A 24232-nucleotide genomic window follows, 5' to 3' on the forward strand; every position below is an offset into this window, starting at 1 on the left:
GATGATAACGGAAAAGGGAGCGATTCAGTGCGTTGCTAGATTATAAAATAATCACTTCAATGGAAACGTTAGAGCCCTATCGAAGGACTTGGTCAGGTATACTCGAACGAGAAAAAAATAATAATCCTTTTATTGAATACGAATGGGTGACAACATGGTGGGCAACGCTTGGTATACACGACAACGTAGAAATAGTTATAGTCGAACATCAAGGTAAAGCAGTGGCATTTTTTCCGTTAGTTCATTCTGTGGGGTTTGGTAAAATTCATCACTTTGGTTTTTTAGGACAAGGGTATGCGACTTATATGGAAGTGATAGCAGAGAAGCAATGGCTGGAGCGGGCTATTCATTATATATTTAAGGTGTTCACGCAAAAATATAAGCGTTATTTGCTCGTGTTGCATGGTCTAATTGAAAGTAAAGATACTTCCCAAGAGCTTGAGAAATATGCGATAGAATACCAGATGCCTTATTCTATATTTCGAACCGTCACGTCATTTATAGATTTTCAATCGATGACACTGGATGATTTTTTGAAAAAGCATCGAAAGACGTTTAAAAGTATTAAGCGTTATGAAAAGAAATTAAAACTACTTGGGCACGTCGACTTTCAGGATGTTGGTGTCAGTCATTTTCATGAAATGTTTACGCTATTTACACGAAGATGGCGTAAGAAATTGGACAAAAGCAGATTTACCGAAGCACTGACTCGATTGTTTTATGAACGTTTGGCCGATGTCTCTAATGAAGCATTTAGAGTCGAGGTTGATAGCTTGCAATTTGAAGGGCATTGGATTGGCTTTACAATTGATTTATGCTGTAGAGATCGTAATTTTTGTCAGGCGATGGGCCATGAGCCAGATTTCAATAGGTTTGGCCCCGGCAGTTTAATAGAAAAGGAAAATATGCTTAAGGCACGAGATTTAGGCTTCCGTTACTATGATTTTGGTAGTGGCTATGAGCCCTATAAGTTTCAATGGTATACCGATATTGATTTTACACGAAAATTTATTATGAGTACGAAAGGCAAAATGGAGCGCTTTATTCGGTCATCGATGGTATTACGAGATCGGGTAAAAGGGAAATTAACAGGCAATCACCAGCTTGTGAAATGGAAGAGAGACAGGTTAGGGGAATTATTGTATTTTCTAAAGCATGCTCGAATAAGACAATGGTTCCGAGTAATAAAAGGAGCCCTTCAGCGATTCATAGCTATTCATCTAGTAGACATCTATATCGCGGAGCAAATACACGATCAAGGATATAGGCCCTTTCAAGAGCTACAAATGAAGGATATTATGACGATGAATGAGCGGCCTGCTTATATAGCTCATTTTTATAGGGGAAATCAATTTTTTGGTGATGGAGATCAAATCGTCTATAGAAGGCACGATCAAATAGCACGCGAAGAAGAGAGTGGCTATACGTACGAGCTATCTGCCAATATGTCTTTCATTCGAGAATATGACACTCAGCTATTAGAGGCAATAGTTGTGGAAGTGCAGCGTGAAGGGCGATCCGTCTGTACGTTAGTTCCATGGTATGAGCGGCGTAGACGACGAAAGTTAAAGCATGTAGGATTTCATAAAGTGGCTCAAATTAACATCGTGAAGTTGTTCAATTGGCGAAAAGAATTTCATTTATAAACAGTAAACCCTCAGTGTTTTCAACTGAGGGTTGTTGTTTAGACATTTTAGTGAATGAGATTAAAAATGGATACCAGGTTTATCGATTAGCTTACAACCTGTCCCGTATTTTGCTTTTAAAGCACCTTTGAATTGAGTTTGCTCTAACTCAGGGAATGTTTGTTTCCACAGCTCAAAGACATTATGACTGGAAGCTTTCCCATCCTTTGTAAGTCGTGCAATATGGAAGCCGTATTCATCATTACAACGAGCTAAAGGACGATTTTCACGTACCGTAATAATGCGACCACTTACTGTCATTTTATATAGATCTTCATAGCCTGCAATCGCACGGCTCTCTTCTGTTTCATCAACGACTACTGCTATTTTTTCTGTGTCGTCAACGACTCCTTCTTTTACCTCTGATGCTACAGCTTTCTCTTCTACTGACACTTCGTTTTCAGATGCTTGCGTTTCGGCAACGTTATTTTGAGTTGGAAGCTGTTCTACAATGACAAAATCCTTATTCGATGCCTTATCACTCATAGTTGCCATAACGTTCATAATAGAACCAACATAACGTAATGGCTTCTCTTTTCCTTCTTCAAAAACAAAAATATTATAATCGGTTTTATTCATCTTTTTCATAATAATATTACCTGTTGTAATAGTAAAACCGATAAACTTGTTCTTTTTAAGTGCCTGTATTGCTTCTTGCTTTGTTAAAATCATTTTAAAATCTCCTAAAGAATTATTTATTCTATTCTACCATAAAATTTGTCACATTGTTTTTTGTAAAATAATAGTTAGTTTTTGTTTGGTAAAGTAAAATATTCCTATTTTAAAATGGCACGCATATTCGAGCATACTCTTTAGAATGTGGTAGAGTTAGAGACAGTCATATCGAAAGTGGATGCGCTATTAACGTTCAAGCGTCTTGCTTATCTTTATTGATGGATAACTGCTCGTCTTCTTTGAAGAATGGGCATTTTTCTTCATGGTCATATGTACGTAAAGGAGGATATAAAATGGTTCAGCATAAATTTACAATGGACTTAACTTGGTCGGATGGAAGAAATGGTACGGGAACAATCAATGCTAGCAATCTGAAAACGCAAATTTCTATTCCTCAGGAGATGGATGGTCCAGGCATTGGTACTAATCCGGATGAAATGTTATTAGGGGCTTCAGCGACTTGTTATTTAATTACATTAGCTGCTCTTCTCGAAAGATCAGAAGTGGCTGTTCACGATTTATCCCTGCAGTCTGAAGGGTATGTCAGTGTAGTAAATGGTGTGTTTACGTATGAAAAAATTGTTCATAAGCCTACAATAGTAGCGGCCAATTTAACAGAACAACTTGAAACAAAAATTACTCGCTTCGCACAAAAAGCGGAACAAACTTGTATGATTAGCAAGGCATTAAAAGGCAATGTAGTAATCGAATGTGATGCCCAAATTTTAGGAGTTTGCATATAATAAGAAAAAAGGAGTTATTCAGCAAGTGCCGCTGTTATAACTCCTTTTTTTCATCTAGAAGCACTTTTCTTAAAATAGTTCTAGAAATGTTCAAAATGAATATATAGTGTTAAGTAGTAAAAAAATGCAAAGGATGGTGAAGTGCACGTTCCGACAACTAAGAATCTCACATTCTATGGTCAGTATGGCAAAAGAATATTTGATATTATCGGGGCATTATTATTACTTTTTATGACAATTCCTCTAATGCTAGCTGTATTCCTCATTTTACTCATCTCAACGGGTCGCCCCATTTTTTTTAAACAAATACGAACTGGCCTCGATCATCACCGCTTTGTTATTTGGAAGCTACGCACAATGTGTATACAGGCAGTTCCAGTCAATATGCCAGCTATATGTACCAATGGTATTCCAGACGACTATTTTTTTAAAGTAGAACAGGATACACGGATTACCAAAGTAGGTGCTGTCCTTCGAAAGCTAAGTATTGATGAAATTCCTCAGTTGTTAAATGTATTAAAAGGAGAAATGAGCATTGTGGGGCCTCGTCCGGAGGTTCCAACCATAACAAATGCCTATAACAATTTACAGGCCAGGAGACTAGAGGTAAAACCAGGTTTAACAGGTCTTGCCCAGATTAACGGCCGTTCTAATATTTCCCATGGACAAAAAATTTCATATGACATTGAATATGTGGATCATTACTCCTTTTGGATGGATGTCCAAATTGTTTTGAAAACTCTTTATGTAGTAGTAGCAAGAACGGGTGCCTATTAAATGATGGGGAGTGGCCGTACTGAAAATTGTTCAGCTCATTACACGAATGGATAAAATCGGTGGAGCACAAAAGCATGTGGAGGCTTTAGCGATCCAGCTCAAGCAAGATGGTCATGAAGTGACTGTCGTGACAGGCTCCTATCAGCCATCCCTTTGGCGCTTACAAGAGGAAAAAATTACAGTTATTCCTATTCCAGCTATGCAACGTGCTATTCATCTAACAATGGATTTCCAAGCATTTTTACAATTAAGAGCCGTCTTCAAAAGCATACAACCTGATGTGGTTGCCACACATTCCTCCAAGGCAGGTGTGATAGGTCGTATAGTGGGAAGTTTACTGCGTATCCCAACTGTTTTTACCGCACATAGTTGGAGCTTTACAGAAGGTGTTCCTCAAAAGAAACAGGTGCTTTATTATCGAATGGAAAAATCAGTTCAACGATTCACCACAAAAATTATAACGGTATCTGATTATGATCGGGAGCTAGCCCTCATGAAAAAGGTTGCTCCAGCTCATAAACTGCTAACTATTCATAATGGTATTGCCCCAATAGACAGTCATTCATCAACAGAAAAGACCTTTACGGAGCAGCCAGTCATAGTGATGGTTGCTCGTTTTGAAGTGCCAAAAAGACAGGATCTATTGCTGGAGGTATTAACAGAACTGACAGATGTTCCATGGCAGCTTCAATTGATTGGAGATGGTTCTCTACGACCAGCTTTAGAAGAATTTGTTGCACAGCATAATTTAACAGATCGCATAACATTTTTGGGTGATCAATTAGACGTACACAGCTATTTGGAGAAAAGTGATGTGTTTGTTTTGTTGTCAGATTGGGAGGGTTTGCCCATCTCTATTATTGAAGCGATGCGTATAGGTCTCCCTATAGTTGCTACAAATGTGGGTGGTGTTAAAGAGTTAGTGGTGGATCATGACAATGGTTTTTTAGTGGAGCGTGAGGATAAAGAATTATTGAAGCTGAGGCTCCACCATTTATTAATGGATGCTGCCTTAAGTAAAAAAATGGGTAATGCGAGCGAACGACGTTACTTACAGCATTTTACGTTTACTCCAATGTATCAAAAAACATTAATGGTCTATCAGCAAGCTGTTTCAGAACTCGTAAAGAAAGGGGATTGAATTGCAATTAATACGTATTAGAACAGATGATGAGCTCATGTGGTACAAGGAAATTTGGGATGGCATTTTAGAGGAAGAGGACAATGATAATCCGTTTATTGAATTTGCTTGGTTTTATAATTGGTGGCAAATAGTAGGGCGTAAAGACCGAGTAGAGCTCTTCGCTGTGGAACATGAAGGAATCATTTTGGCCTTTTTCCCCTTTACGGTGACTAGTCGATGGGGGATTAGGGTGTATACCTTCGCAGGTGAAAGTATTGCCAATTATACAGGCGTTGTTGCCAAAAAAGAATGGTTAATGGACACAACGACCTTTGTGTTCGATGAGCTTCTTAAAAAACATCGGCACGTCATTTTTTCACTGCATGGCTTATTGGAAAGTAAAGAGTCTACTAAAGTCATCGAACAATATTTCGTGGAAAGACAGTTACGAATAAGTATGTTCCGTGTGGTCACTCCATATCTCGCTTTTTCCGAGGTAGACTTTCCTCAACATTTCCAGCAACGCCGAAAAATGCATGGTGTTGATCGGCGGGAAAGAAAGCTCCGGAAGCTAGGCACTTTAACAAGGAGAGTCCCTACACAGGACGAGCTATGGCAAATGTTTCGATTATTTGATCGACGATGGGCAAAAAAACTGGATACGAGTGACTTTACAAAAGGGAAGAAAAGAGACTTTTTTGAGCGCTTAACAATGCTTCATGGGGAGGCGCTACAAGTAGAGGTCGATGCACTTGTCTTTGAAAATCAGTGGATTGCTTTCACATATGGACTTTATTGTCGTGGACGCTATGTAACCTATGCGCTTGCTCACGAACCGACATTTAATGTATTTGGTCCGGGACGTATCGTCAATCAGGAATCTATTCAGCGAACTTTCGCTGCTAATTATCGCCTATTTGATATGAGTATTGGCTATGAGCCTTATAAATTTGATTGGCGTACGAATATCGATTTTACTAGACGTATGCTTGCCAGTAGCGGTACGAGACGTGCGAGGCTAGTGACAGGTTCATTGCTACTAAAGGAGCGGCTTAAGGAATATGTAAAAAGTAATCAGCGATTTGTAGATTGGAAGCGAAACAAACTTGGACGATTCCGCTATTTAGTAAAGTATGGAAAGCTTAAAGATTGGCTAGAATATGGACAACAATTCGTAGATAGGTTTATTCGTTTGAAGCAAGTGGAGCTCTATGAATTATCTCCAGCAGAGGATGTGTCACCACAGCAACCTGTGGGCAACTTATTTGAGGAAATGACTATTCAGGAAGCGATGCAGCTTGATCAGGAAGAAGTCATTGCTCTCTATTATAAAGGATACACCGTTTATAAGGATTCCTTTGCGGAAACAAATAAACCAGCATTCGCGTTACACGCTACGAATTGGCGTGTCGATTCATTGCAAATAGTTGAAGCATTACCGAAGCAAACTTATTTTTTAGACTATGTTATGTTCAAGCAAATCGATATTATCACGGCCTATTTCAGAAAAATCAAACCTGGACAAACACTGTGGGTAACGGCAAGCTTTTGGCAATGGCGAAAACGGAAGCGCTTAGCACAGCTAGGCTATAAACCTATTATTCGAATGAAACATTATAAAGTAGCTCGTTTTGAGCGACAACATGTACAAAAAAATACGGAGAGTGGGGGCGATGTTCATTCTGTCCATTAAAAGTAAGCGGTGGAATATTGCGATGCAGCATTTTTATTTTCTAGAAAAGCCAGCCAATGTTCGAAAATCCATGAAAGTAATAGGCTATACAAATTCTCTTGTCCCAAGTCGAAAGCTTGTTAAAAGTGAAACGATTCATATCGATCTTCAAGGGCATGAGCTGTCTTTGTACTTAGCACTTTCTGAAGGAAACCGTAAAATATTACGACGCGCACATAAAGAATATTATCAAGTTATTTTATATAAAGAGCCGTCCGTCGAAAACTTACGAGCTTTTCAGCAATTTTATAATCATCTTGCTAAAAGAAAAAAGCTTGAGGGTATTGGTAAAACTCAAATGGATACGATCATGCTTCTCAACAAACAGGGAGCATTATTATTATCTGAAATTCAAAGTATTTGTGGACAAACATTATGCTATCGACTGGATATTGTACATGAGAATAAAGCAATGTCTTATTATGAAGCAACTTGTGCGGCATCAGCTATATCTCCACATTTAAAGAGACCACACCGCTATGCCAATCGTTTTTTAATCTGGCATAATCTTCTTCATTTTAAGGAGCAAGGTTTTGTTTTATATGATATGGGTGAATTAACCGATAGTCGGAATGTACGTGCATTCAAACTAAGCTTTGGTGGACAGGTTGTCAATGTTTACTCAGGCTATATTACCCAATCAAAAATACGCGCACTGCTACTAGGCGTGCAAAAATGGAGGAAGTAGCAACATGAATGGTGGGGGTCTCGTTATTTCATTAGATTTTGAGCTGAAGTGGGGCGTCCATGATGTATTTCGATATGGACAATACAATAAAAACCTATATGGTGTACGGAAAGCCTTGCCAAGCATACTTGCGTTATTTGAGCAATATGACATTCATGCAACATGGGCGACAGTTGGACTCCTGTTTGCAGAATCAAAGGCTGAAATGGCTCATTATTTACGAGGTATCCCTGTTAAGTATGACAATATGCGCTATGCAGCACATAGCCAGCTAGCTAAAGTAGGCGAAAACGAACAAGAGGACCTCTTACATTTTGGTAAATCTTTAATAGAGGAGATTAAACGTACACCACATCAGGAAATAGGTAGCCATACCTTTTCTCATTATTATTGCTTGGAAAAAGGTCAAACAGAAACTGCCTTTTATGCAGATTTAGACGCGACAAAGACCATAAGCGAGGGGTATATTTCGCCAATGAAGTCCATGGTTTTTCCAAGAAATCAAGTGAATAAGGACTATTTTAAAGCATGTGTAGAAGCGGGCTATGTTTGTTACAGAGGAACTGAAAATCATCCATTGTATGATGCTCAAAAGTTTACGAAAAAAGGTAGACTTTTGGGAGCTAAAAAATGGCTTGATAGCTATATCAATCTTACTGGCCATCATATGGCAACCTTGGAGGAAATGCGGGGCGAGCAACTGATTAATATTCGTTCAAGTGCCTTTTTAAGACCCTATTTTCGTCCATTTCACGTATTCGAGGGCTCAAAGGTAAAACGCATAAAGGAAAGTATGCTCGAGGCTGCAAAGGCCCAAGCTTTTTATCATTTATGGTGGCATCCTCATAATTTTGGGAAGAATACAGCTAAAAATTTAGCCATGCTAGAGGAGCTATTACTTTATTTTCAAGAATTACGTAGTCAATACAATTTTCAAAGCTATTCCATGTATGAGGTAGCCGAACTTTGTGAAAATCACTTCAAACAACAAAAGTAGCATCGCCAACTCATAGTGAAATTTGAAGCAAACTGATTTCTAGTTTGCTTTTTTGTGTTTCCCATAGAAAAGTTAAAAGAAAAGAGGAAAAGTGAAAAACAATGACGAAGATGAATGTACGAATGGTACTATTAGATAGAGAGAAGATTAGGTAGGACATTTGAGGGACATGTGAAAAAATATAGGTTAATTTAACTTCAATAGAAAAGATATAAAGGTGGTAGATGTATATGTTTATAGAACCGGAATGCCAATGGAAGCAAGAGAATGGATCGGCCATGCATCAATGGATTAAGCAGCAAACAAACCCAAACCCAAATGATGTGGATATAGTTGTATATGGAGCTCTGCTATCGTATGCAGGAGAAGCATCTGCAAAAGCGCAATATCCAACTGCGTTTCGTAAAGTATGGCCTAGCTTCCAATCATATAATTTAGATGAGCAAATAAATTTACGTGCACTATCAGTTGTTGATATTGGCGATGTGGCGATTAAAGAACAAGATAGAATGCTTTCTGAATCTGCCATCGAGGCGGCAGCAGAAAATTTAAGTATAGCTTTTCAAAAAAGCTTTACTTGCTTGATTGGAGGAGACCATGCCATTACCGCATGTTCATTAAAAGGAATAAAAAATGCCTTTCCGCAGGACCGTATTGGCATCATTCAAATTGACACACACTTAGATGCAAGAAACCAAGAGGAAATTGGGCTGGCTCAAGATTCTCCAATCCATCAATTGATTGCCTCAGGGATTGTGGAAGGGAGACATATTTATAATGTCGGATTGCATGGTTTTTTCAATTCCCCGGAAATGATTCATTATGCAAGAGAACAGGGCATTCATATGATTACATTAAAGCAAATGCGACGTGATGGTATTCAGCTCACAATACGTGAAATGTTACGTCAGCTTATGTATGAGGTTGATCGAATTTATGTTTCAGTGGATTTAGATGCACTTGATATTATGTTTGCACGAGATGTCCCCGCTGCCACACCAGGTGGTCTAACAGCCTATGAATTATTTGATATCCTCAAACTTATAGGTGAAAATGAAGGGGTTCGCCATATTGATTTTGTCTATGCAGATCCTAAGGAAGGAACGCTGCGTCCAGAAACCGTTAAAATTGGTGTAACGGCATTTTTACAATGGCTAACAGGTATTCAGCTGGATCATCGCAATCGCATCACAAAAAAAGGAAAAGTGACGTTGTAAGTAAGCATATTGCCGTGTATTGACAATGCTCATTGTTAAAAGTTTGCTATACTATTCAATAGGTATCAAAAATTTATACAAACTTGTACGGTTATAGAGAGGAAATTTATAATGACAACAAAACCAAAACTACTGATTGTTGACGGTATGGCATTGTTATTCCGTTCATTTTTCGCTTCGGCTGCCATGGGTCACTTTATTCGCTTGGCGGATGGGACACCAACGAATGGAGCACAAGGCTTTGTACGACATGTACTAACTGCGCAATCTTTAATGAAGCCAACACATATGGCAGTTTGCTGGGATATGGGGGCGCATACATTCCGCAATGATTTATTTGATGGCTATAAAGCAAATCGCCCAGCGCCACCGGAGGAAATGTTGCCTCAATTTGATATGGCAAAAAGTTTATCCCTACAAATGGGCTGGCAGAATTTTGGTGTGAAGGGCATGGAGGCTGATGATTTAATTGGCTCTATGATTACCAAATGGCAGGACGAGGCTGAAATTACTGTAATTAGTGGAGATAAAGATTTACTTCAACTTTTGAGACCCTCTACAGAGATTGCTTTTATGAAAAAGGGCTACACAGAATATGATATTTATACACATGGACGTTTTAAAGATGAGTATAGTATTGAGCCCGCGCAGTTTGCACAAGTAAAGGCTTTTATGGGAGATACAAGTGATGGTTATCCAGGCGTTAAAGGTATTGGTCCTAAGCAAGCACTCACATTAATTCAAACATATGGCTCGATTGATAGTGTACTAGCGTCGCTAGGTGAATTAAAGCCAGGTCAACGAACTAAAATCCAAGACAATATAGATATGCTGAAATTATCGCATGAGCTCGCAACGATTCAAACCGATGTGCCAATTGAAGCAGACCTTTCAAGCCTCATATTACCAAACTATGAGCCGCACATATTTAAAGAGATCGAAGAGAGTGGCTACACGCTTATTGCCAAGCATGCCCGTTCTTTGTATTCACTTATTTAATCAATCATCGCAGAGTATAGTCATATGCTCTGCTTTTTTTATTGTAAGGAGAAGAATAGAGAGCAAATAGTAGGCGATTCGATATTTGCTCTAGCGAGGGGCCACTTTTACAAAGGACAATACTTTTTCGTTGTGTTGATAGAGTGCCTGACGAATGATGCTATCACGATTAGCTGTACCGTTATCATTAAAAATTAACCATAGCTGATCATCTCTAATGTCATAGCCAATTAGCGGTACCCAATGATAGGCGAAAGTAGAGGTTTGATCTCGCCAACGAAAACTAAAATAACGATCAAAGCGCATAGCAACAGGACGCCCTGCATCAATTTCCTGTAAAGCTTCTTTTAATGAACAAGTACGAACATCCCATGATGGATATAATCGGCGTAAATTGCGAATCAAACGCCATTTGAACAAACCAATTTTGGTACTACCAAGCTGTTTATAAAGCTCATTAATCGAAGGAGCAGATCCATTCAAATAATTTAACATAACGTGTATTGTAGTAGGGCCACAAGCAGAATTACGATAGTTAGCTGCAATCGAAGCATCATATTGTGATTTTCCGAGTAGCCCCAATTGTTGGCGCATAATGGTATCTCCTTTCAAAAAGAGCTGCATTTCATGAAGAAATGCAGCTCTCATTATTATTATTGAGCAGATAAAAATTCAGTTACCTGTTGAGGTGTTTTTGCATTGGCACTGTGTAAGTGAGCAAGCTTTTCACCGTTTTGGAAAATTAATAAACTTGGGATGCCCATTACATCATATTTGTCTGCAATTTCTGGAAGCTCGTCGCGGTTTAGCTCATACCAATCAAATTGGTTATACTCTTCAATGATTGGATCGATGAACATGTTCATACGTGTACAATCTGGGCACCAGCCAGCGTAAAATTTCACTAGTACTTTTTGGTTGCCATTGATTAATTCATTAAATTGTTCTGCAGTAGTAATTGTTTTCATTAAGTATTCACTCTCCTTGCTTACCATTCTACACATTTTTCGCGTATCCTGAAAGTTTTCTGTTTGGCTATAGTCATCGCTACTTATTGTCTTCATTTAGCTCGTAAACGACAAAAAAAGATGTATATTGCAAAAATAATTCTTGAAAAAAGATTGCTAAATTAGACAAAATAATCTACACTAAAAACAGAAAAGTAGTTTTATCTTCATTCATTAGCAATGTTTTGAAATGGAGATAAACCTTAGTTGTGCTTATTGAATTTAGTAAATATTCATTCAGCAGAGGGACAAAAATCCACTAAGGTACACTTGATATTTTTTTGACTAAAAAATGAATGGCTATTCATTCAATGGAAGAATAAGGGGGAATTGCTTGTGACTTATAACATTAAAAAAGCTGCTGTTCTAGGTTCTGGGGTGATGGGCTCTGGAATTGCAGCGCATTTAGCTAATATCGGTATACCAACATTACTATTAGATATTGCACCGAAGGAACTAACGCAGGAGGAAGAGGCAAAAGGTCTTTCCTTAGAGCACCCAGCTGTAAGAAATCGTCTTGTAAACGGAGCTTTGCAAAAGTTATTAAAGCAAAAGCCAGCACCACTTACTTCTAAGAAAAATTTATCACTACTAACGGTCGGCAATTTTGAAGATGATTTAGGGAAACTAAAAGATGTAGATTGGATTATTGAAGTTGTTGTAGAAAACTTACCTATAAAACAAAGTCTGTATGAAAAAATCGATGCTGTTCGTACACCTGGAACAATTATTAGCTCAAACACCTCTGGCATTAGTATTAATGCAATGGCAGAAGGGCGTTCAGATGATTTTAAAAAGCATTTTCTTGGCACACACTTTTTCAATCCGCCTCGCTATTTAAAACTATTAGAGGTGATTCCAGCTGATACAACTGCACCTGAAGTAGTAAGCTTCATGAAAACATTTGGTGAAGATGTGCTTGGTAAGGGCGTTGTGCTTGCAAAGGATACACCTAACTTTATTGCTAACCGCATCGGCACTTATGGGTTACTCATCACGTTACAGGAAATGCTAAAAGGTGGTTACTCAGTTGGGGAAGTAGATTCCGTGACAGGTCCGCTTATTGGCCGTCCTAAATCGGCAACGTTCCGTACGCTCGATGTTGTTGGATTAGATACATTTATTCATGTAGCTAAAAATGTCTACGATCAAACAACAGATGAGGAACAACAGGTATTTGCTGTCCCAGAATTTTTGCAAAAAATGGTCACGAACGGTTGGCTCGGTGCCAAATCAGGCCAAGGCTTCTTCATAAAGCAAGGAAAAGAGATTCATGAAATTGACCCAACGACTTTGGCCTATAGTCCAGCGAAAAAATTAAAGACACCTTCCATTGAAATGGCGAAACAAACTCGTGGATTGGCTAATAAAGTGAAGGCTTTAACATATGCAAAAGATCGTACGGGTGAATTATTATGGGGAATATTTGCTCCTACATTAATTTATTCTGCTCAGCTATACGGTGAAATTGCAGATGATATTGTTGCTATTGATAATGCGATGAAATGGGGCTTCGGCTGGCAACAAGGACCATTTGAAATTTGGGATGCTATTGGCGTGAAAGAAGCTGTAGCAAAAATGGAGGCAGAAGGTCGAGAAGTACCTGCCTTTGTAAAAGAGATGTTAGTAAATGGATTTGAAACTTTCTATTCAGATATAGATGGTGACTTGGCATACTATAATGGTTCGGAGTATGTCAAAGTGCCCGTTAATGAAAAGGAAATTGATTTAAAACGCTATAAGAAAAAACATGGTGTAATTAAATCTAATACAGGTGCTAGTTTAATAGACTTGGGTGATGGAGTTGCATTATTAGAATTTCATTCGCAGTCGAATGCTATTGGTTTAGATATTATTCAAATGATAAATTTTGCAATCGACGAGGTAGAAGCTAATTATAAGGGCTTAGTTATTGGAAACCAGGGGAAAAACTTCTGTGTTGGAGCAAATCTAGGAATGATTTTAGTAGAAGCACAGGATGATAATATCTTTGAACTAGATTTTGTCATTAAGGCATTCCAAGATGCGATGCAAAAAATTAAATATTCACGGAAGCCAGTTGTAGCGGCACCGTTTGCGATGACATTAGGTGGCGGCGCAGAGGTTTGCTTACCTGCTGCACATATCCAGGCAACGATGGAAACATATATGGGCTTAGTGGAAGTAGGCGTTGGGTTGATTCCGGGCGGCGGAGGTAATAAAGCGCTTTATCAAAAATTCCTAAAGGGTCTACCAAATGGTGTTGAGATAGACTATCAACATATTGCAAATAAAGTATTTGAAACAGTTGCGATGGCGAAGGTTTCAACATCTGGTGAGGAAGCACGTGAAAATAACTTCTTAAACTTCGCAGATGGGATTTCAGTTAATCAAGATCATCAATTATATGATGCGAAGCAAGCAGCTATAGCGCTTTACGAAGCAGGCTATCAACCACCTGTGCCAACAAAAGTTCCTGTGGTGGGTGCATCAGGCTACGGTACATTACTCATTGGTGCGCAAGGTATGTATGAGTCAGGCTTTATCAGTAAGCATGATTTGAAAATTGCTAAAAAGCTAGCATATGTTATTGCAGGTGGTAAGGTTCCATATGGCACATTAGTCGATGAACAGTATCTATTAAATTTAGAGCGTGAGGCATTCCTTAGCCTTGTTGCAGATCCACTTTCACAGCAAAGAATGCAACATATGCTGCTAAAAGGGAAACCACTTCGTAACTAATGGACGAAATAGACAAAACTTGCACATGAAACAAAGGGGGATTATACGATGCGTGAAGCCGTTATTGTAGCAGGAGCACGAACTCCAATTGGAAAAGCAAAAAAAGGTTCTTTAGCAACAGTAAGACCAGATGACTTTGGTGCTGCCGTTGTCAAAGAAACATTAAAAAGAGCAGGCTATGAGGGACCGATAGATGATTTAATTTTAGGCTGTGCTATGCCAGAAGCAGAACAAGGGATGAATGTAGCTCGTAGTATCGGTGCACTTGCAGGATTACCAGATACAACTCCGGCTCTAACAATAAATAGATTTTGTTCTTCAGGTCTGCAGGCGATTGCCTATGCAGCTGAACGAATTATGCTAGGACATTCAAAGGCTATTCTTGCTGGTGGTGTCGAGTCAATGAGTATGGTGCCAATGGTGGGGAACACACCCCGCTTAAATCCAACTTTAGCAGAAACAGCTCCACAATATTATATGGGAATGGGGCATACAGCTGAGGAGGTAGCTCGACAGTACAATGTAAGTCGAGAAGATCAAGATGCTTTTGCAGTTCGTTCACATGAACTTGCTGAAAAGGCGATCAAAGAAGGTAAATTTAATGATGAGATTATACCTATAGAAGTGGAACAACATTATGTTGACGAAAATAATAAGCCACAGGTGAAAAAATTCACTTTCAGTATGGATGAAGGTGTACGTCCTGGTACATCGGTTGAAGGCTTAGCGAAGCTTCGTCCAGCTTTCCATGTGAAGGGGAGTGTGACGGCAGGGAACGCTTCTCAAACTTCCGATGGTGCAGCAGCTGTATTGGTAATGGATCGCGAAGAGGCTGTCAAGCAAGGTTTAACACCAATGGCAAAATTCCTAGGCTTTGCAGTAGGTGGTGTACCACCTGAAGTGATGGGAATTGGTCCAATTGTGGCGGTACCGAAAGCGTTAGAAATTGCAGGTTTATCAGTAGATGCTATTGATTTATGGGAAATCAATGAGGCATTTGCATCCCAATCCTTACAGGTTGTTCGTCATTTAGGCATTGACCAAGAAAAGGTCAATGTAAATGGTGGAGCTATTGCATTAGGACATCCACTTGGTGCAACGGGTGCTATTTTAACGCTAAAACTTATTCATGAATTAAAGCGTCAAGGCAAGAAATATGGTGTAGTAACTATGTGCATTGGTGGCGGCATGGGGGCTGCTGGAGTATTTGAAATTCTATAATTTTCATTAGATCAGCTTGAGGTGTACTGTTTCCGGTTGCCTCCGAGCATGTATATGTCAAGCTTTTCTATATATGTTTGTCTTCACTCAGTAAAAGGTTTGTAGCGTCAGAAACCTTCTCTAATATGACTGGAGAAGATGCTGAATACAGATTAAGCCTCTAGCAAATATCACAGATTTGAAGAGGCGTCATTCAATAGGGGATTAGACTATCAAAATAGATATATTGGGAGGAATTTATATGACTGAAAAAACAACGGATTTCATTAAAGGCGGCGGATTTTTAATTGAAGATGTGGAATTAGATCGTGTGTTTACACCAGAAGATTTCACTGATGAGCATAAAATGATTGCTAAAACAACAGAAGAATATGTAGCAAATGAAGTTTTACCTGTAGTTGAAAATTTAGAGCACCACGAATTTGAGCATTCAGTACGTCTCCTTAAAAGTGCTGGTGAATTAGGCTTGCTTGGTGCAGATGTTCCAGAAGAATACGAAGGACTAGGCTTAGATAAAGTTTCTTCAGCATTAATTGCAGAAAAAATGTCTGTAGCGGGTGGCTTCTCCATCACTCATGGTGCACACGTTGGAATTGGCTCATTACCAATCGTGCTATTCGGTGACGAAGATCAAAAGAAAAAATATTTACCGAAGCTTGCTTCAGGTGAATTAATTGCTGCTTATGCATTAACAGAGCCAGGATCAGGCTCAGATGCTTTAGGGGCAAAAACAACTGCGAAACTAAACGATGCAGGCACACATTATATTTTAAATGGTGAAAAGCAATGGATTACAAATGCGGGCTTTGCAGATGTGTTTGTTGTTTACGCTAAAATTGATGGCGACAAGTTCACTGCCTTTATTGTGGAACGTGCATTCAATGGTGTTTCTGTGGGTCCTGAAGAGAAGAAAATGGGGATTAAATCTTCATCTACTCGTACACTAGTGTTAGAAGATGCAGAAGTGCCAGTAGAAAATTTATTAGGTGAAATCGGTCGTGGGCACGTCATTGCCTTCAATATTTTAAATATCGGTCGCTATAAACTTGGGGTTGGAACAATTGGTGGATCGAAACGTGCATTTGAGTTAGCAGTACAATATACAAACCAACGTCAGCAATTTAAAACTAAGCTTTCTGACTTCAACCTTACAAAAGAAAAATTATCAACGATGGCTTCTCAATTGTATGCATCAGAGTCCTTAAACTACCGTACTGTTGGTTTATTTGAAGATCGTTTAAGCCAGCTAAGTCCAGAGGAGCAAAAGGAAGGAAAAGTGATTGCAGGTGCTATCGCTGAGTATGCGATTGAATGCTCAATTGCTAAAGTATTTGGATCAGAAACATTAGATTATATTGCAGATGAAGCGGTACAGTTACATGGCGGTTATGGCTTCATGGCTGAATATGAGGTAGAGCGTATTTACCGTGATTCTCGTATTAATCGAATTTTTGAAGGTACAAATGAAATTAATCGCATGATTGTACCAGGTACATTTATGAAAAAGGCACTAAAAGGTGAGCTGCCATTATTACAAGTTGCGCAAAATCTTCAGCAAGAGCTTTTGATGTTAATGCCGGAGGATATCGGTACAGAGCCACTAGCTCAGGAAAAATACTTAGTGAAAAATGCCAAGAAGATTGCTGTATTAGCGGCAGGCTTAGCAGCACAACGCTTTGGTGCGAAGTTAGATCAAGAGCAAGAAGTTTTAGTAAATATTGCTAATATCGCTAATCAATTATTTGCAATGGAATCAGCTGTATTACGTACAGAAAAAGCGGTTGCACGTGATGGCGTTGAAAAAGCACATCAAAAATTGCTATACACTCAAATTTTCTGCCAAGAAGCATTTGCTGAAATCGAAAAAGAAGCAAAAGATACAATTCTTGCATCCGCAGATGGTGATGCAGCACGTATGACTTTATCTGCATTACGTAAATTAACACGTAACAATCCATACAACCTAATTACGAAGAAACGTGAAGCATCTGTGAAATTAATTGAAGCAGAAAAATATATCGTTTAATCGTATGAAAAACGCTAGCTATCCGTAAATGGGTAGCTAGTTTTTTTGTTCCAGATAAATTCGTGAAAGTAACGGATAAAAATACAGAACCAATGGATAGACTTACGAAAATGAGCGAAGTTCCACCATTCTAAATGATTATGATGGTATACTACAGAAAAAGACAGCAGAGGAGCATTTTTATGACGATTCAATTTTTCCATTATCCAAAATGTACAACATGTAAAAAAGCACAAAAGTGGTTAAATGATCATGACGTTTCCTATGAAGAGGTACATATCGTAGAGCAGCCACCAACAAAGGATGAAATAACAGCTTTATGGCAAGCAAGTGAACTACCTTTGAAGAAGTTTTTTAATACTTCTGGTATGAAGTATCGTGACCTTGGTTTGAAGGACAAGCTAGCTGATATGACTGAGGAAGAACAGCTTGAGCTACTTGCTACGGATGGTATGTTAATAAAACGTCCCATCGTAACAGATGGAAAAAAAGTAACTTTAGGGTTTAAAGAATCCGATTTTGAGCAAGCTTGGTTATAACCGTTTTTATCCTTGTTTTTATAGGAGAAGTATGGCACACTGAAAGTGAATATATTACATAATTATGGAGGGGTTTTTTGCATGAGCACACCGAAAGACTTACGTTACTCTGAAGAGCATGAATGGGTAAAAGTAGAAGATGGAAAAGTACGTATTGGTATTACGCACTTCGCACAATCTGAATTAGGAGATATCGTTTTCGTTGAACTTCCACAAGTTGGCGATGAAATCAAAACAGATGATCCATTCGGTAGCGTAGAATCAGTAAAAACTGTTTCTGAATTATATGCACCAATCTCAGGTACTGTAGTGGAAGTAAATGCAGATTTAGAAGATAGCCCAGAATTCGTAAATGAATCACCATATGAAAAAGCATGGATGATCGTCGTAGAGCCTGCTGATGCATCAGAAGTTGATAAACTTATGACAGCAGAACAATACGAAGAGATGACTGCAGAATAAGACAAGCCATAATCAAAAAACGTCGGAAACTACCGGCGTTTTTTATTATATAATAATGTATAAGTGGGTATGTCTAAATGGAGGTGGCGTAATGTTCGATGGGAAATGCTTGATAGTAGAAGGACGCTCAGATAAGCTACAAATTGAGCCAATTTTGAACGAGAATGTTACAATACTATGTACGAATGGAACAATTGGAGTGCATCAATTAGAAGAGCTACTCGATCCTTATGAGGGCTGTGAGCTATTCACTTTTTTTGATGCCGATACTTCAGGCGATAAGCTACGTGCATTAATGGACAGACATTATCCTGAAGCAGAGCATTTACGTACAATGCCAACCTATAAGGAAGTAGAAACGACACCACGAAAAGTGTTAGCGACAATTTTACTGCGTGCACATTTTTCAATCCATAATGAATATATTTTGTAAGGTTGCGTGAGATGAATGGAAGAATGGTCAAAAGAGCAGTGGGAAACGACATTACAGTCGGGAGAAAAAGCTGCGTTTTATTTATATACACCGATGTGTGGTACTTGTGCAGTGGCATCGAAAATGATGTCAATTGTAGAACAACTATTACCTCACTTAAAATTAGGGAAAGCAAATATTAATTTTTTGGAGCAAATTGCTATTGAACATCAAATTGAAAGCGTTCCTTGTTTACTTGTTTGTGATGGCGGCAAAGTGATAGAAAAGATTTATGCTTTTCAATCCGTACCATTTTTGTACGAATTGTTAAAAAAATCAATTGACTGAACTTTATTAGCGTGGTAAAGTAACAAATATATTACTAAAACATTAAATATATCGAACTCTTATGAAGAGCGGCGGAGGGAAGTGCCCTATGAAGCCCGGCAACCATCACATAGTGAAAAGGTGCCAAATCACCCAAAGATTTTTCTTTGAAAGATGAGAGAACGGTTCAACGTATAATACGTGACCCCTTCTACTTGTCTATAAGTAGAGGGGTTTTTTTATATAAGAAAAGGAGTATTCGCTATGATACAGCTTCAAAATATAACGAAGAAATACAAAACAGCAAATGGCGAATTAACGGCAGTCAAAGATGTTAACCTTACTATTAATAAGGGTGAAATTTTTGGCATTATCGGCTATAGTGGCGCTGGTAAAAGTACGATGATTCGTTTACTTAATGGTTTAGAGAAACCAACAGCAGGAACAGTAACGGTGAACAATCAAGAATTTTCTTCGATTAAGGGTCAAAAACTTAGAGCAGCTAGACAAAAGGTTAGTATGATTTTTCAACATTTTAACCTACTTTGGTCACGAACAGTTGCAGAAAATATTGCCTTCCCATTAGAAATTGCAGGTGTATCAAAAGCTCAACGGGAGGCGCGGGTGAAGGAATTGATAGCACTTGTTGGCTTAGAAGGTCGCGATCAAGCATATCCATCGCAACTGTCTGGTGGACAAAAGCAACGTGTAGGGATTGCACGTGCATTAGCAAATAACCCAGAGGTTTTACTATGTGATGAGGCAACATCTGCACTAGACCCTGAAACAACAGATGCCATTCTTGATTTACTGGTAGATATTAATGAACGTTTAGGGTTAACGATTGTCCTCATTACGCATGAAATGCATGTCATTCGCAAGATTTGTCATCGTGTAGCCGTGATGGAGGCAGGCGAAATTGTAGAGCGTGGGGAAGTATTGCAGGTTTTCCAGGCACCTCAGGCGGCCATTACTAAGAAATTTGTAGCCCAAATTACAAATACAAAGGAAACACAAGATACAGTAGAACAAATCAAAGCAAATTACCCAACGGGACAACTGGTCAAACTGATTTTTGTTGGTGAAAAAACCGAACAGCCTGTTATTTCACATCTTGTAAAGCAATTCGATGTGGAAGTAAGCATTGTACACGGGAATATTTCACAAACGAAAAATGGAGCATATGGTACGCTCATCGTGCAAATTGATGGGTCGAAAGCAAATGTGACTGAAGCCCTAAGCTATTTAAATACAGTGGAAGTACAAACGGAGGTGATTGCAGATGCTAACTAATCTCTTTCCGAATGTAGACTGGGATAGCATGTGGCAGGCTACGTATGAAACATTATATATGACAGCCATTTCTACAGTTATTACATTTATTCTAGGGTTAGCCATTGGGATTGTCCTATTTTTAACAAGTCCCAATCAGTTATGGGCTAATAAAATTGTTAGCTTTTTAACAGGGTCACTCGTTAACATTTTCCGCTCTATCCCATTTATCGTGTTAATTATTTTATTAATTCCATTCACTAAGTTTTTACTAGGTACAATCCGTGGAGCTAATGCTGCTTTACCTGCTTTAATTATCGGTGCGGCTCCATTCTATGCACGTATGGTATTAATTGCGTTACGTGAGATTGATAAAGGTGTCATTGAAGCAGCTCGTTCAATGGGGGCAAAAACATCCACAATTATCTGGAAAGTTCTAATCCCTGAATCATTACCAGCATTAATTTCTGGTATTACGGTTACGGCTGTAGCACTTGTTGGTTATACAGCAATGGCAGGGATAATCGGTGCAGGAGGTCTTGGAAATTTAGCCTTCCTAGACGGGTTCCAACGAAATCGCCAAGATGTGACATTAATGGCAACTATTTTGATCTTAGTAGTAGTCTTTATTATCCAATGGATTGGTGATTTCATTACAGAAAAAATTGATAAACGTTAATAAAACTGAGGTTATTCCGGTTCTTGCCGCTAACATATTTTCATCAAAATAAAGGGAGTGTCATAAATGAAAAAGTTATTAACAGGATTATTTTTATCAATACTTGTACTAGCTTTAGCAGCTTGCGGTACTGATAAAAAAGAGGATGCAAATTCAGCATCTGGTGATAAAACAGATAGTAAAGAAAACGTTACATTAAAAGTGGGAGCTTCTAATACACCACATGCCGTAATTTTGGATAAAGCAAAACCGATCTTAGCTGAGAAAGGTATTGACCTTGAAATAGAAACATATACAGACTATGTGCTACCAAACCAAGATTTAGAATCAAAAGAGTTGGATGCAAATTACTTCCAACATATTCCGTATTTAGAGTTACAAATTAAAGACAATGGCTATGACTTCGTCAATGCTGGTGGTGTTCATATTGAGCCAATCGGTATTTACTCTAAAAAATATAAATCTTTAGAAGAACTTCCTGAAGGTGCAACAATCTTACTTTCTAATTCGGTATCAGATCACGGTCGTATGCTGTCATTATTAGAAGCTAAGGGCTTAATTAAATTAAAAGAGGGTATTGATAAAACAGCAGCAGAAATTAAAGATATAGATGAAAATCTTAAAAACTTTAAATTCGATGCGAATACAGCACCAGAAATGCTTGTACAAATGTACGAAAACGACGAAGGGGACGCAGTACTGATCAACTCTAACTTTGCTATTGATAATGGCTTAAACCCAATCGAAGATGCGATTTCTCTTGAAGATAAAGAGTCACCATACGTAAACATCATCGCAGTACGTGCGGGGGATGAATCAAGACCAGAAATTAAAACATTATTAGAAGTATTAACGTCTAAAGAAATCCAAGACTTTATTTTAGAAGAATGGAAAGGTGCAGTAGTACCTGTTCAATAATTTAAATAAAAGAGTACGTAAGTAGTGAATTACTTACGTACTCTTTTTCTTTTGAAGCTGTGTTTAAGTGAATTTTGACAGCTTTCGAATAGTGACTATCTACAAGTTGTCGATTTCCGAGGAAATAAAAATGGCTATAAAAATAGTTACAACAGCTCATGTAATGTCTATTCTACGTGTTTCAAAGGATGATCCCTCCAGTATCGGTGAAAACCAATTCTGGAGGGATTTTTTAGAGTTCAAAAAAGGAAAAAATGTTAATTTTTTATTTATTAACATTCTTCAGTGTCGCTTAGCAACTTTTTCATCTACACTAATAAAGCGACTCTGAATATATTTACTAAATATCTGAATAAATAATGAACTTTTTTGTTCTAAATACTAATAAAGTAGGCGTTTTATCGTGAATGAAGGATTTATTTAGAAATTGTTTAGTTGCAAGTAGTACTATATAATTGTTAGAAAAGTTTTTTTGTGAATTTAGATTTTATTCATCTATTTTGACTAAAAAAATCATACTTAAGTATGTGGAGATGAAAGGGGTTTGGTGAAAATGGCAATGAGAAATGGCCTATTACGTTGCAGAATACTCGGCATATATAAGTAGATGAATAGATAACGAAAAAATGGCGATAAAAATTACATGAAAGTTTAGCCAAAGGAGTTATTGTTATGACGATAAACACGAAATCAATGAGCTCAGCTTTATTAAATAAAATTCAAACAAAAAAAGCGACAATTGGGGTAATTGGCCTCGGCTATGTAGGTCTACCATTTGCCATTGAAATTGTTCAAAAAGGTTTTCATGTTTTAGGCTTTGATAAAAATCAAGAAAAAATCGCCCTGTTGCAAAACGGTGAAAGCTATATAGCTGATATCCCGAAAGAAAATATACAGTTACTATTGAAGGAACGTCAATTTGAAGCAACCAATGATTTTTCCAAACTTGCTTCTGTTGATGTTGTCATCATTTGTGTGCCAACCCCTACAATGGAGGATGGTACTCCTGATATTTCCTATATAGAAGAAGCAGCTCACGATATAGGGTGCCATATTAATGCAAATGCACTAGTCATTCTTGAAAGCACGACCTATCCTGGGACAACAGAGGAAGTTGTTCAGCCTATCTTGCAAAAACATGGCTTTGCGGTTGGTCAAGATTTATTTTTAGCCTATTCACCAGAACGAGTGGATCCTGGTAATAGTAATTTTTCAGTTGCTAATACACCCAAAGTTGTTGGCGGTGTTACTTCCACATGCTTGGAAGTTTCAAAGGTTTTTTATGAAACAGTCATTCATACTAGTGTATATACGGTAACAAGTCCGAAAGTTGCCGAAATGGAGAAATTGCTGGAAAATACGTTTCGCCAAATCAATATCGCTCTTGTCAATGAACTAAGTCAAATTTGCTATAAAATGAATATTGATATTTGGGAAGTTATCGATGCTGCCTCAACAAAGCCTTATGGATTCATGCCATTTAAACCTGGCCCAGGAGTCGGTGGACATTGTATCCCTGTGGACCCTAAATATTTATTGTGGGCGGGTCAACAGCATGGTGTCTCAGCAACATTAATAGAAGCAGCAGATAAAATTAATGATTCGATGCCTAGCTTTGTTGTAGAGAGACTGAAGCAGTACTTACGTATTCAAAATACGGAGCTACGCCAAGCAAAAATTGTTATTATTGGTGTCACGTATAAGCCGGAAATAAATGATTCACGCGAATCTCCCGCACTACATGTCATTCAACAATTACTAGATAATCAGTGCTCAATACAAATTATCGACCCTTTTATTCAAACATTCCCGGTAGAACAATCCCTATTCCATACAGTTCCTTTAACAGAGCAAATTATTAAAGATGCAGATGCGGTATTGATTTTAACCAACCATTCCAACATTGATTATTCATTAATTGATCAACAAGCATCATTAATTTTTGATACACGTAATACCCATTTTTTATTTAAGAATAAAAATTATTACAAGTTATAAGGAGAGTTCATGGG

At 38.2% G+C, this 24232-nt stretch carries 23 protein-coding genes and 1 riboswitch; of the genes, 20 read left to right on the plus strand and 3 right to left on the minus strand.

Annotated features, from left to right (window positions below):
* Positions 1–32: 32 nt before the first annotated feature.
* Positions 33–1646, plus strand: coding sequence for a GNAT family N-acetyltransferase (locus KVT27_RS15485; protein WP_254636167.1), 1614 nt, complete (start codon positions 33–35; stop codon positions 1644–1646).
* Between the two features lie 60 nt (positions 1647–1706).
* On the opposite strand, the gene KVT27_RS15490 is transcribed toward KVT27_RS15485, so the two are convergent.
* On the minus strand, positions 1707–2357 hold the full coding sequence (locus KVT27_RS15490; protein ID WP_036145563.1) for a hypothetical protein: 651 nt from the start codon (positions 2355–2357) through the stop codon (positions 1707–1709).
* Between the two features lie 296 nt (positions 2358–2653).
* On the opposite strand from KVT27_RS15490, the gene KVT27_RS15495 reads away from it, so the two are divergent.
* The 8 genes from KVT27_RS15495 (at position 2654) to KVT27_RS15530 (ending at position 10636) form a co-directional block, all read left to right on the plus strand.
* On the plus strand, positions 2654–3103 hold the full coding sequence (locus tag KVT27_RS15495; protein WP_217581582.1) for an SACOL1771 family peroxiredoxin: 450 nt from the start codon (positions 2654–2656) through the stop codon (positions 3101–3103).
* A gap of 141 nt (positions 3104–3244) precedes the next feature.
* Entirely contained in the window at positions 3245–3880 is a 636-nt protein-coding gene (locus KVT27_RS15500; protein WP_008179979.1) for a sugar transferase, read from the plus strand.
* A 10-nt stretch (positions 3881–3890) separates the two neighbouring features.
* Positions 3891–5021 (plus strand): glycosyltransferase family 4 protein, encoded by a 1131-nt coding sequence (locus KVT27_RS15505; protein WP_217581583.1) that lies wholly within the window; start codon positions 3891–3893, stop codon positions 5019–5021.
* Between the two features lies 1 nt (position 5022).
* Positions 5023–6696, plus strand: a complete 1674-nt coding sequence (locus tag KVT27_RS15510) for a GNAT family N-acetyltransferase (RefSeq protein ID WP_217581584.1) — start codon at positions 5023–5025, stop codon at positions 6694–6696.
* Positions 6677–7423: a hypothetical protein gene (locus KVT27_RS15515; protein WP_241604830.1), complete on the plus strand. Its 747-nt coding sequence runs from the start codon at positions 6677–6679 to the stop codon at positions 7421–7423. The genes KVT27_RS15510 and KVT27_RS15515 overlap by 20 nt, the downstream gene beginning before the upstream one ends.
* A gap of 4 nt (positions 7424–7427) precedes the next feature.
* Complete coding sequence (locus tag KVT27_RS15520) at positions 7428–8420, plus strand: polysaccharide deacetylase family protein (protein WP_217581585.1); 993 nt, start codon at positions 7428–7430, stop codon at positions 8418–8420.
* A gap of 224 nt (positions 8421–8644) precedes the next feature.
* Positions 8645–9637 carry an agmatinase family protein gene (locus tag KVT27_RS15525; protein WP_217581586.1) on the plus strand — a complete coding sequence of 331 codons (993 nt, stop codon included), beginning with the start codon at positions 8645–8647 and terminating at the stop codon, positions 9635–9637.
* A gap of 111 nt (positions 9638–9748) precedes the next feature.
* Positions 9749–10636, plus strand: a complete 888-nt coding sequence (locus KVT27_RS15530; RefSeq protein ID WP_036145553.1) for a 5'-3' exonuclease — start codon at positions 9749–9751, stop codon at positions 10634–10636.
* Between the two features lie 90 nt (positions 10637–10726).
* Here the strand turns inward: KVT27_RS15530 and KVT27_RS15535 are convergent, their stop codons facing one another.
* Both KVT27_RS15535 and KVT27_RS15540 read right to left on the minus strand, forming a co-directional pair.
* Complete coding sequence (locus tag KVT27_RS15535; protein WP_217581587.1) at positions 10727–11230, minus strand: C39 family peptidase; 504 nt, start codon at positions 11228–11230, stop codon at positions 10727–10729.
* A 59-nt stretch (positions 11231–11289) separates the two neighbouring features.
* Positions 11290–11631 carry a thioredoxin family protein gene (locus KVT27_RS15540; RefSeq protein ID WP_386835390.1) on the minus strand — a complete coding sequence of 114 codons (342 nt, stop codon included), beginning with the start codon at positions 11629–11631 and terminating at the stop codon, positions 11290–11292.
* Between the two features lie 348 nt (positions 11632–11979).
* Here KVT27_RS15540 and KVT27_RS15545 point away from each other — a divergent pair, with 348 nt between their 5' ends.
* The 11 genes from KVT27_RS15545 to KVT27_RS15595 all read left to right on the plus strand — a co-directional run bounded on the left by KVT27_RS15545 (position 11980) and on the right by KVT27_RS15595 (position 24218).
* Positions 11980–14364: a 3-hydroxyacyl-CoA dehydrogenase/enoyl-CoA hydratase family protein gene (locus KVT27_RS15545; RefSeq protein WP_217581588.1), complete on the plus strand. Its 2385-nt coding sequence runs from the start codon at positions 11980–11982 to the stop codon at positions 14362–14364.
* Between the two features lie 48 nt (positions 14365–14412).
* Positions 14413–15585, plus strand: coding sequence for an acetyl-CoA C-acetyltransferase (locus tag KVT27_RS15550; protein ID WP_036120015.1), 1173 nt, complete (start codon positions 14413–14415; stop codon positions 15583–15585).
* A 241-nt stretch (positions 15586–15826) separates the two neighbouring features.
* Complete coding sequence (locus tag KVT27_RS15555) at positions 15827–17611, plus strand: acyl-CoA dehydrogenase family protein (RefSeq protein WP_036120012.1); 1785 nt, start codon at positions 15827–15829, stop codon at positions 17609–17611.
* A 182-nt stretch (positions 17612–17793) separates the two neighbouring features.
* A complete protein-coding gene (locus tag KVT27_RS15560) occupies positions 17794–18150 on the plus strand; it encodes an arsenate reductase family protein (RefSeq protein ID WP_036145544.1) in 357 nt (118 codons plus the stop codon).
* Positions 18151–18231: 81 nt separating this feature from the next.
* On the plus strand, positions 18232–18612 hold the full coding sequence (gcvH, locus tag KVT27_RS15565) for a glycine cleavage system protein GcvH (protein WP_025116632.1): 381 nt from the start codon (positions 18232–18234) through the stop codon (positions 18610–18612).
* A gap of 91 nt (positions 18613–18703) precedes the next feature.
* Positions 18704–19045 (plus strand): toprim domain-containing protein, encoded by a 342-nt coding sequence (locus KVT27_RS15570; protein ID WP_036120007.1) that lies wholly within the window; start codon positions 18704–18706, stop codon positions 19043–19045.
* A 15-nt stretch (positions 19046–19060) separates the two neighbouring features.
* A complete protein-coding gene (locus KVT27_RS15575; protein WP_036220055.1) occupies positions 19061–19372 on the plus strand; it encodes a thioredoxin family protein in 312 nt (103 codons plus the stop codon).
* A 56-nt stretch (positions 19373–19428) separates the two neighbouring features.
* Positions 19429–19532, plus strand: a riboswitch (SAM riboswitch).
* Positions 19533–19615: 83 nt separating this feature from the next.
* Positions 19616–20644, plus strand: a complete 1029-nt coding sequence (locus KVT27_RS15580; protein WP_036120001.1) for a methionine ABC transporter ATP-binding protein — start codon at positions 19616–19618, stop codon at positions 20642–20644.
* Positions 20634–21302 carry a methionine ABC transporter permease gene (locus KVT27_RS15585; RefSeq protein WP_036145542.1) on the plus strand — a complete coding sequence of 223 codons (669 nt, stop codon included), beginning with the start codon at positions 20634–20636 and terminating at the stop codon, positions 21300–21302. Before KVT27_RS15580 ends, KVT27_RS15585 begins: the two co-directional genes overlap by 11 nt.
* 66 nt (positions 21303–21368) lie before the next feature.
* Positions 21369–22220 (plus strand): MetQ/NlpA family ABC transporter substrate-binding protein, encoded by an 852-nt coding sequence (locus KVT27_RS15590; RefSeq protein WP_217581589.1) that lies wholly within the window; start codon positions 21369–21371, stop codon positions 22218–22220.
* Positions 22221–22892: 672 nt separating this feature from the next.
* Positions 22893–24218, plus strand: a complete 1326-nt coding sequence (locus KVT27_RS15595) for a nucleotide sugar dehydrogenase (protein WP_306432065.1) — start codon at positions 22893–22895, stop codon at positions 24216–24218.
* Positions 24219–24232: the final 14 nt, after the last annotated feature.

It is taken from the genome of Lysinibacillus sp. GbtcB16, assembly GCF_019091145.1.
Classification (GTDB): domain Bacteria; phylum Bacillota; class Bacilli; order Bacillales_A; family Planococcaceae; genus Lysinibacillus; species Lysinibacillus fusiformis.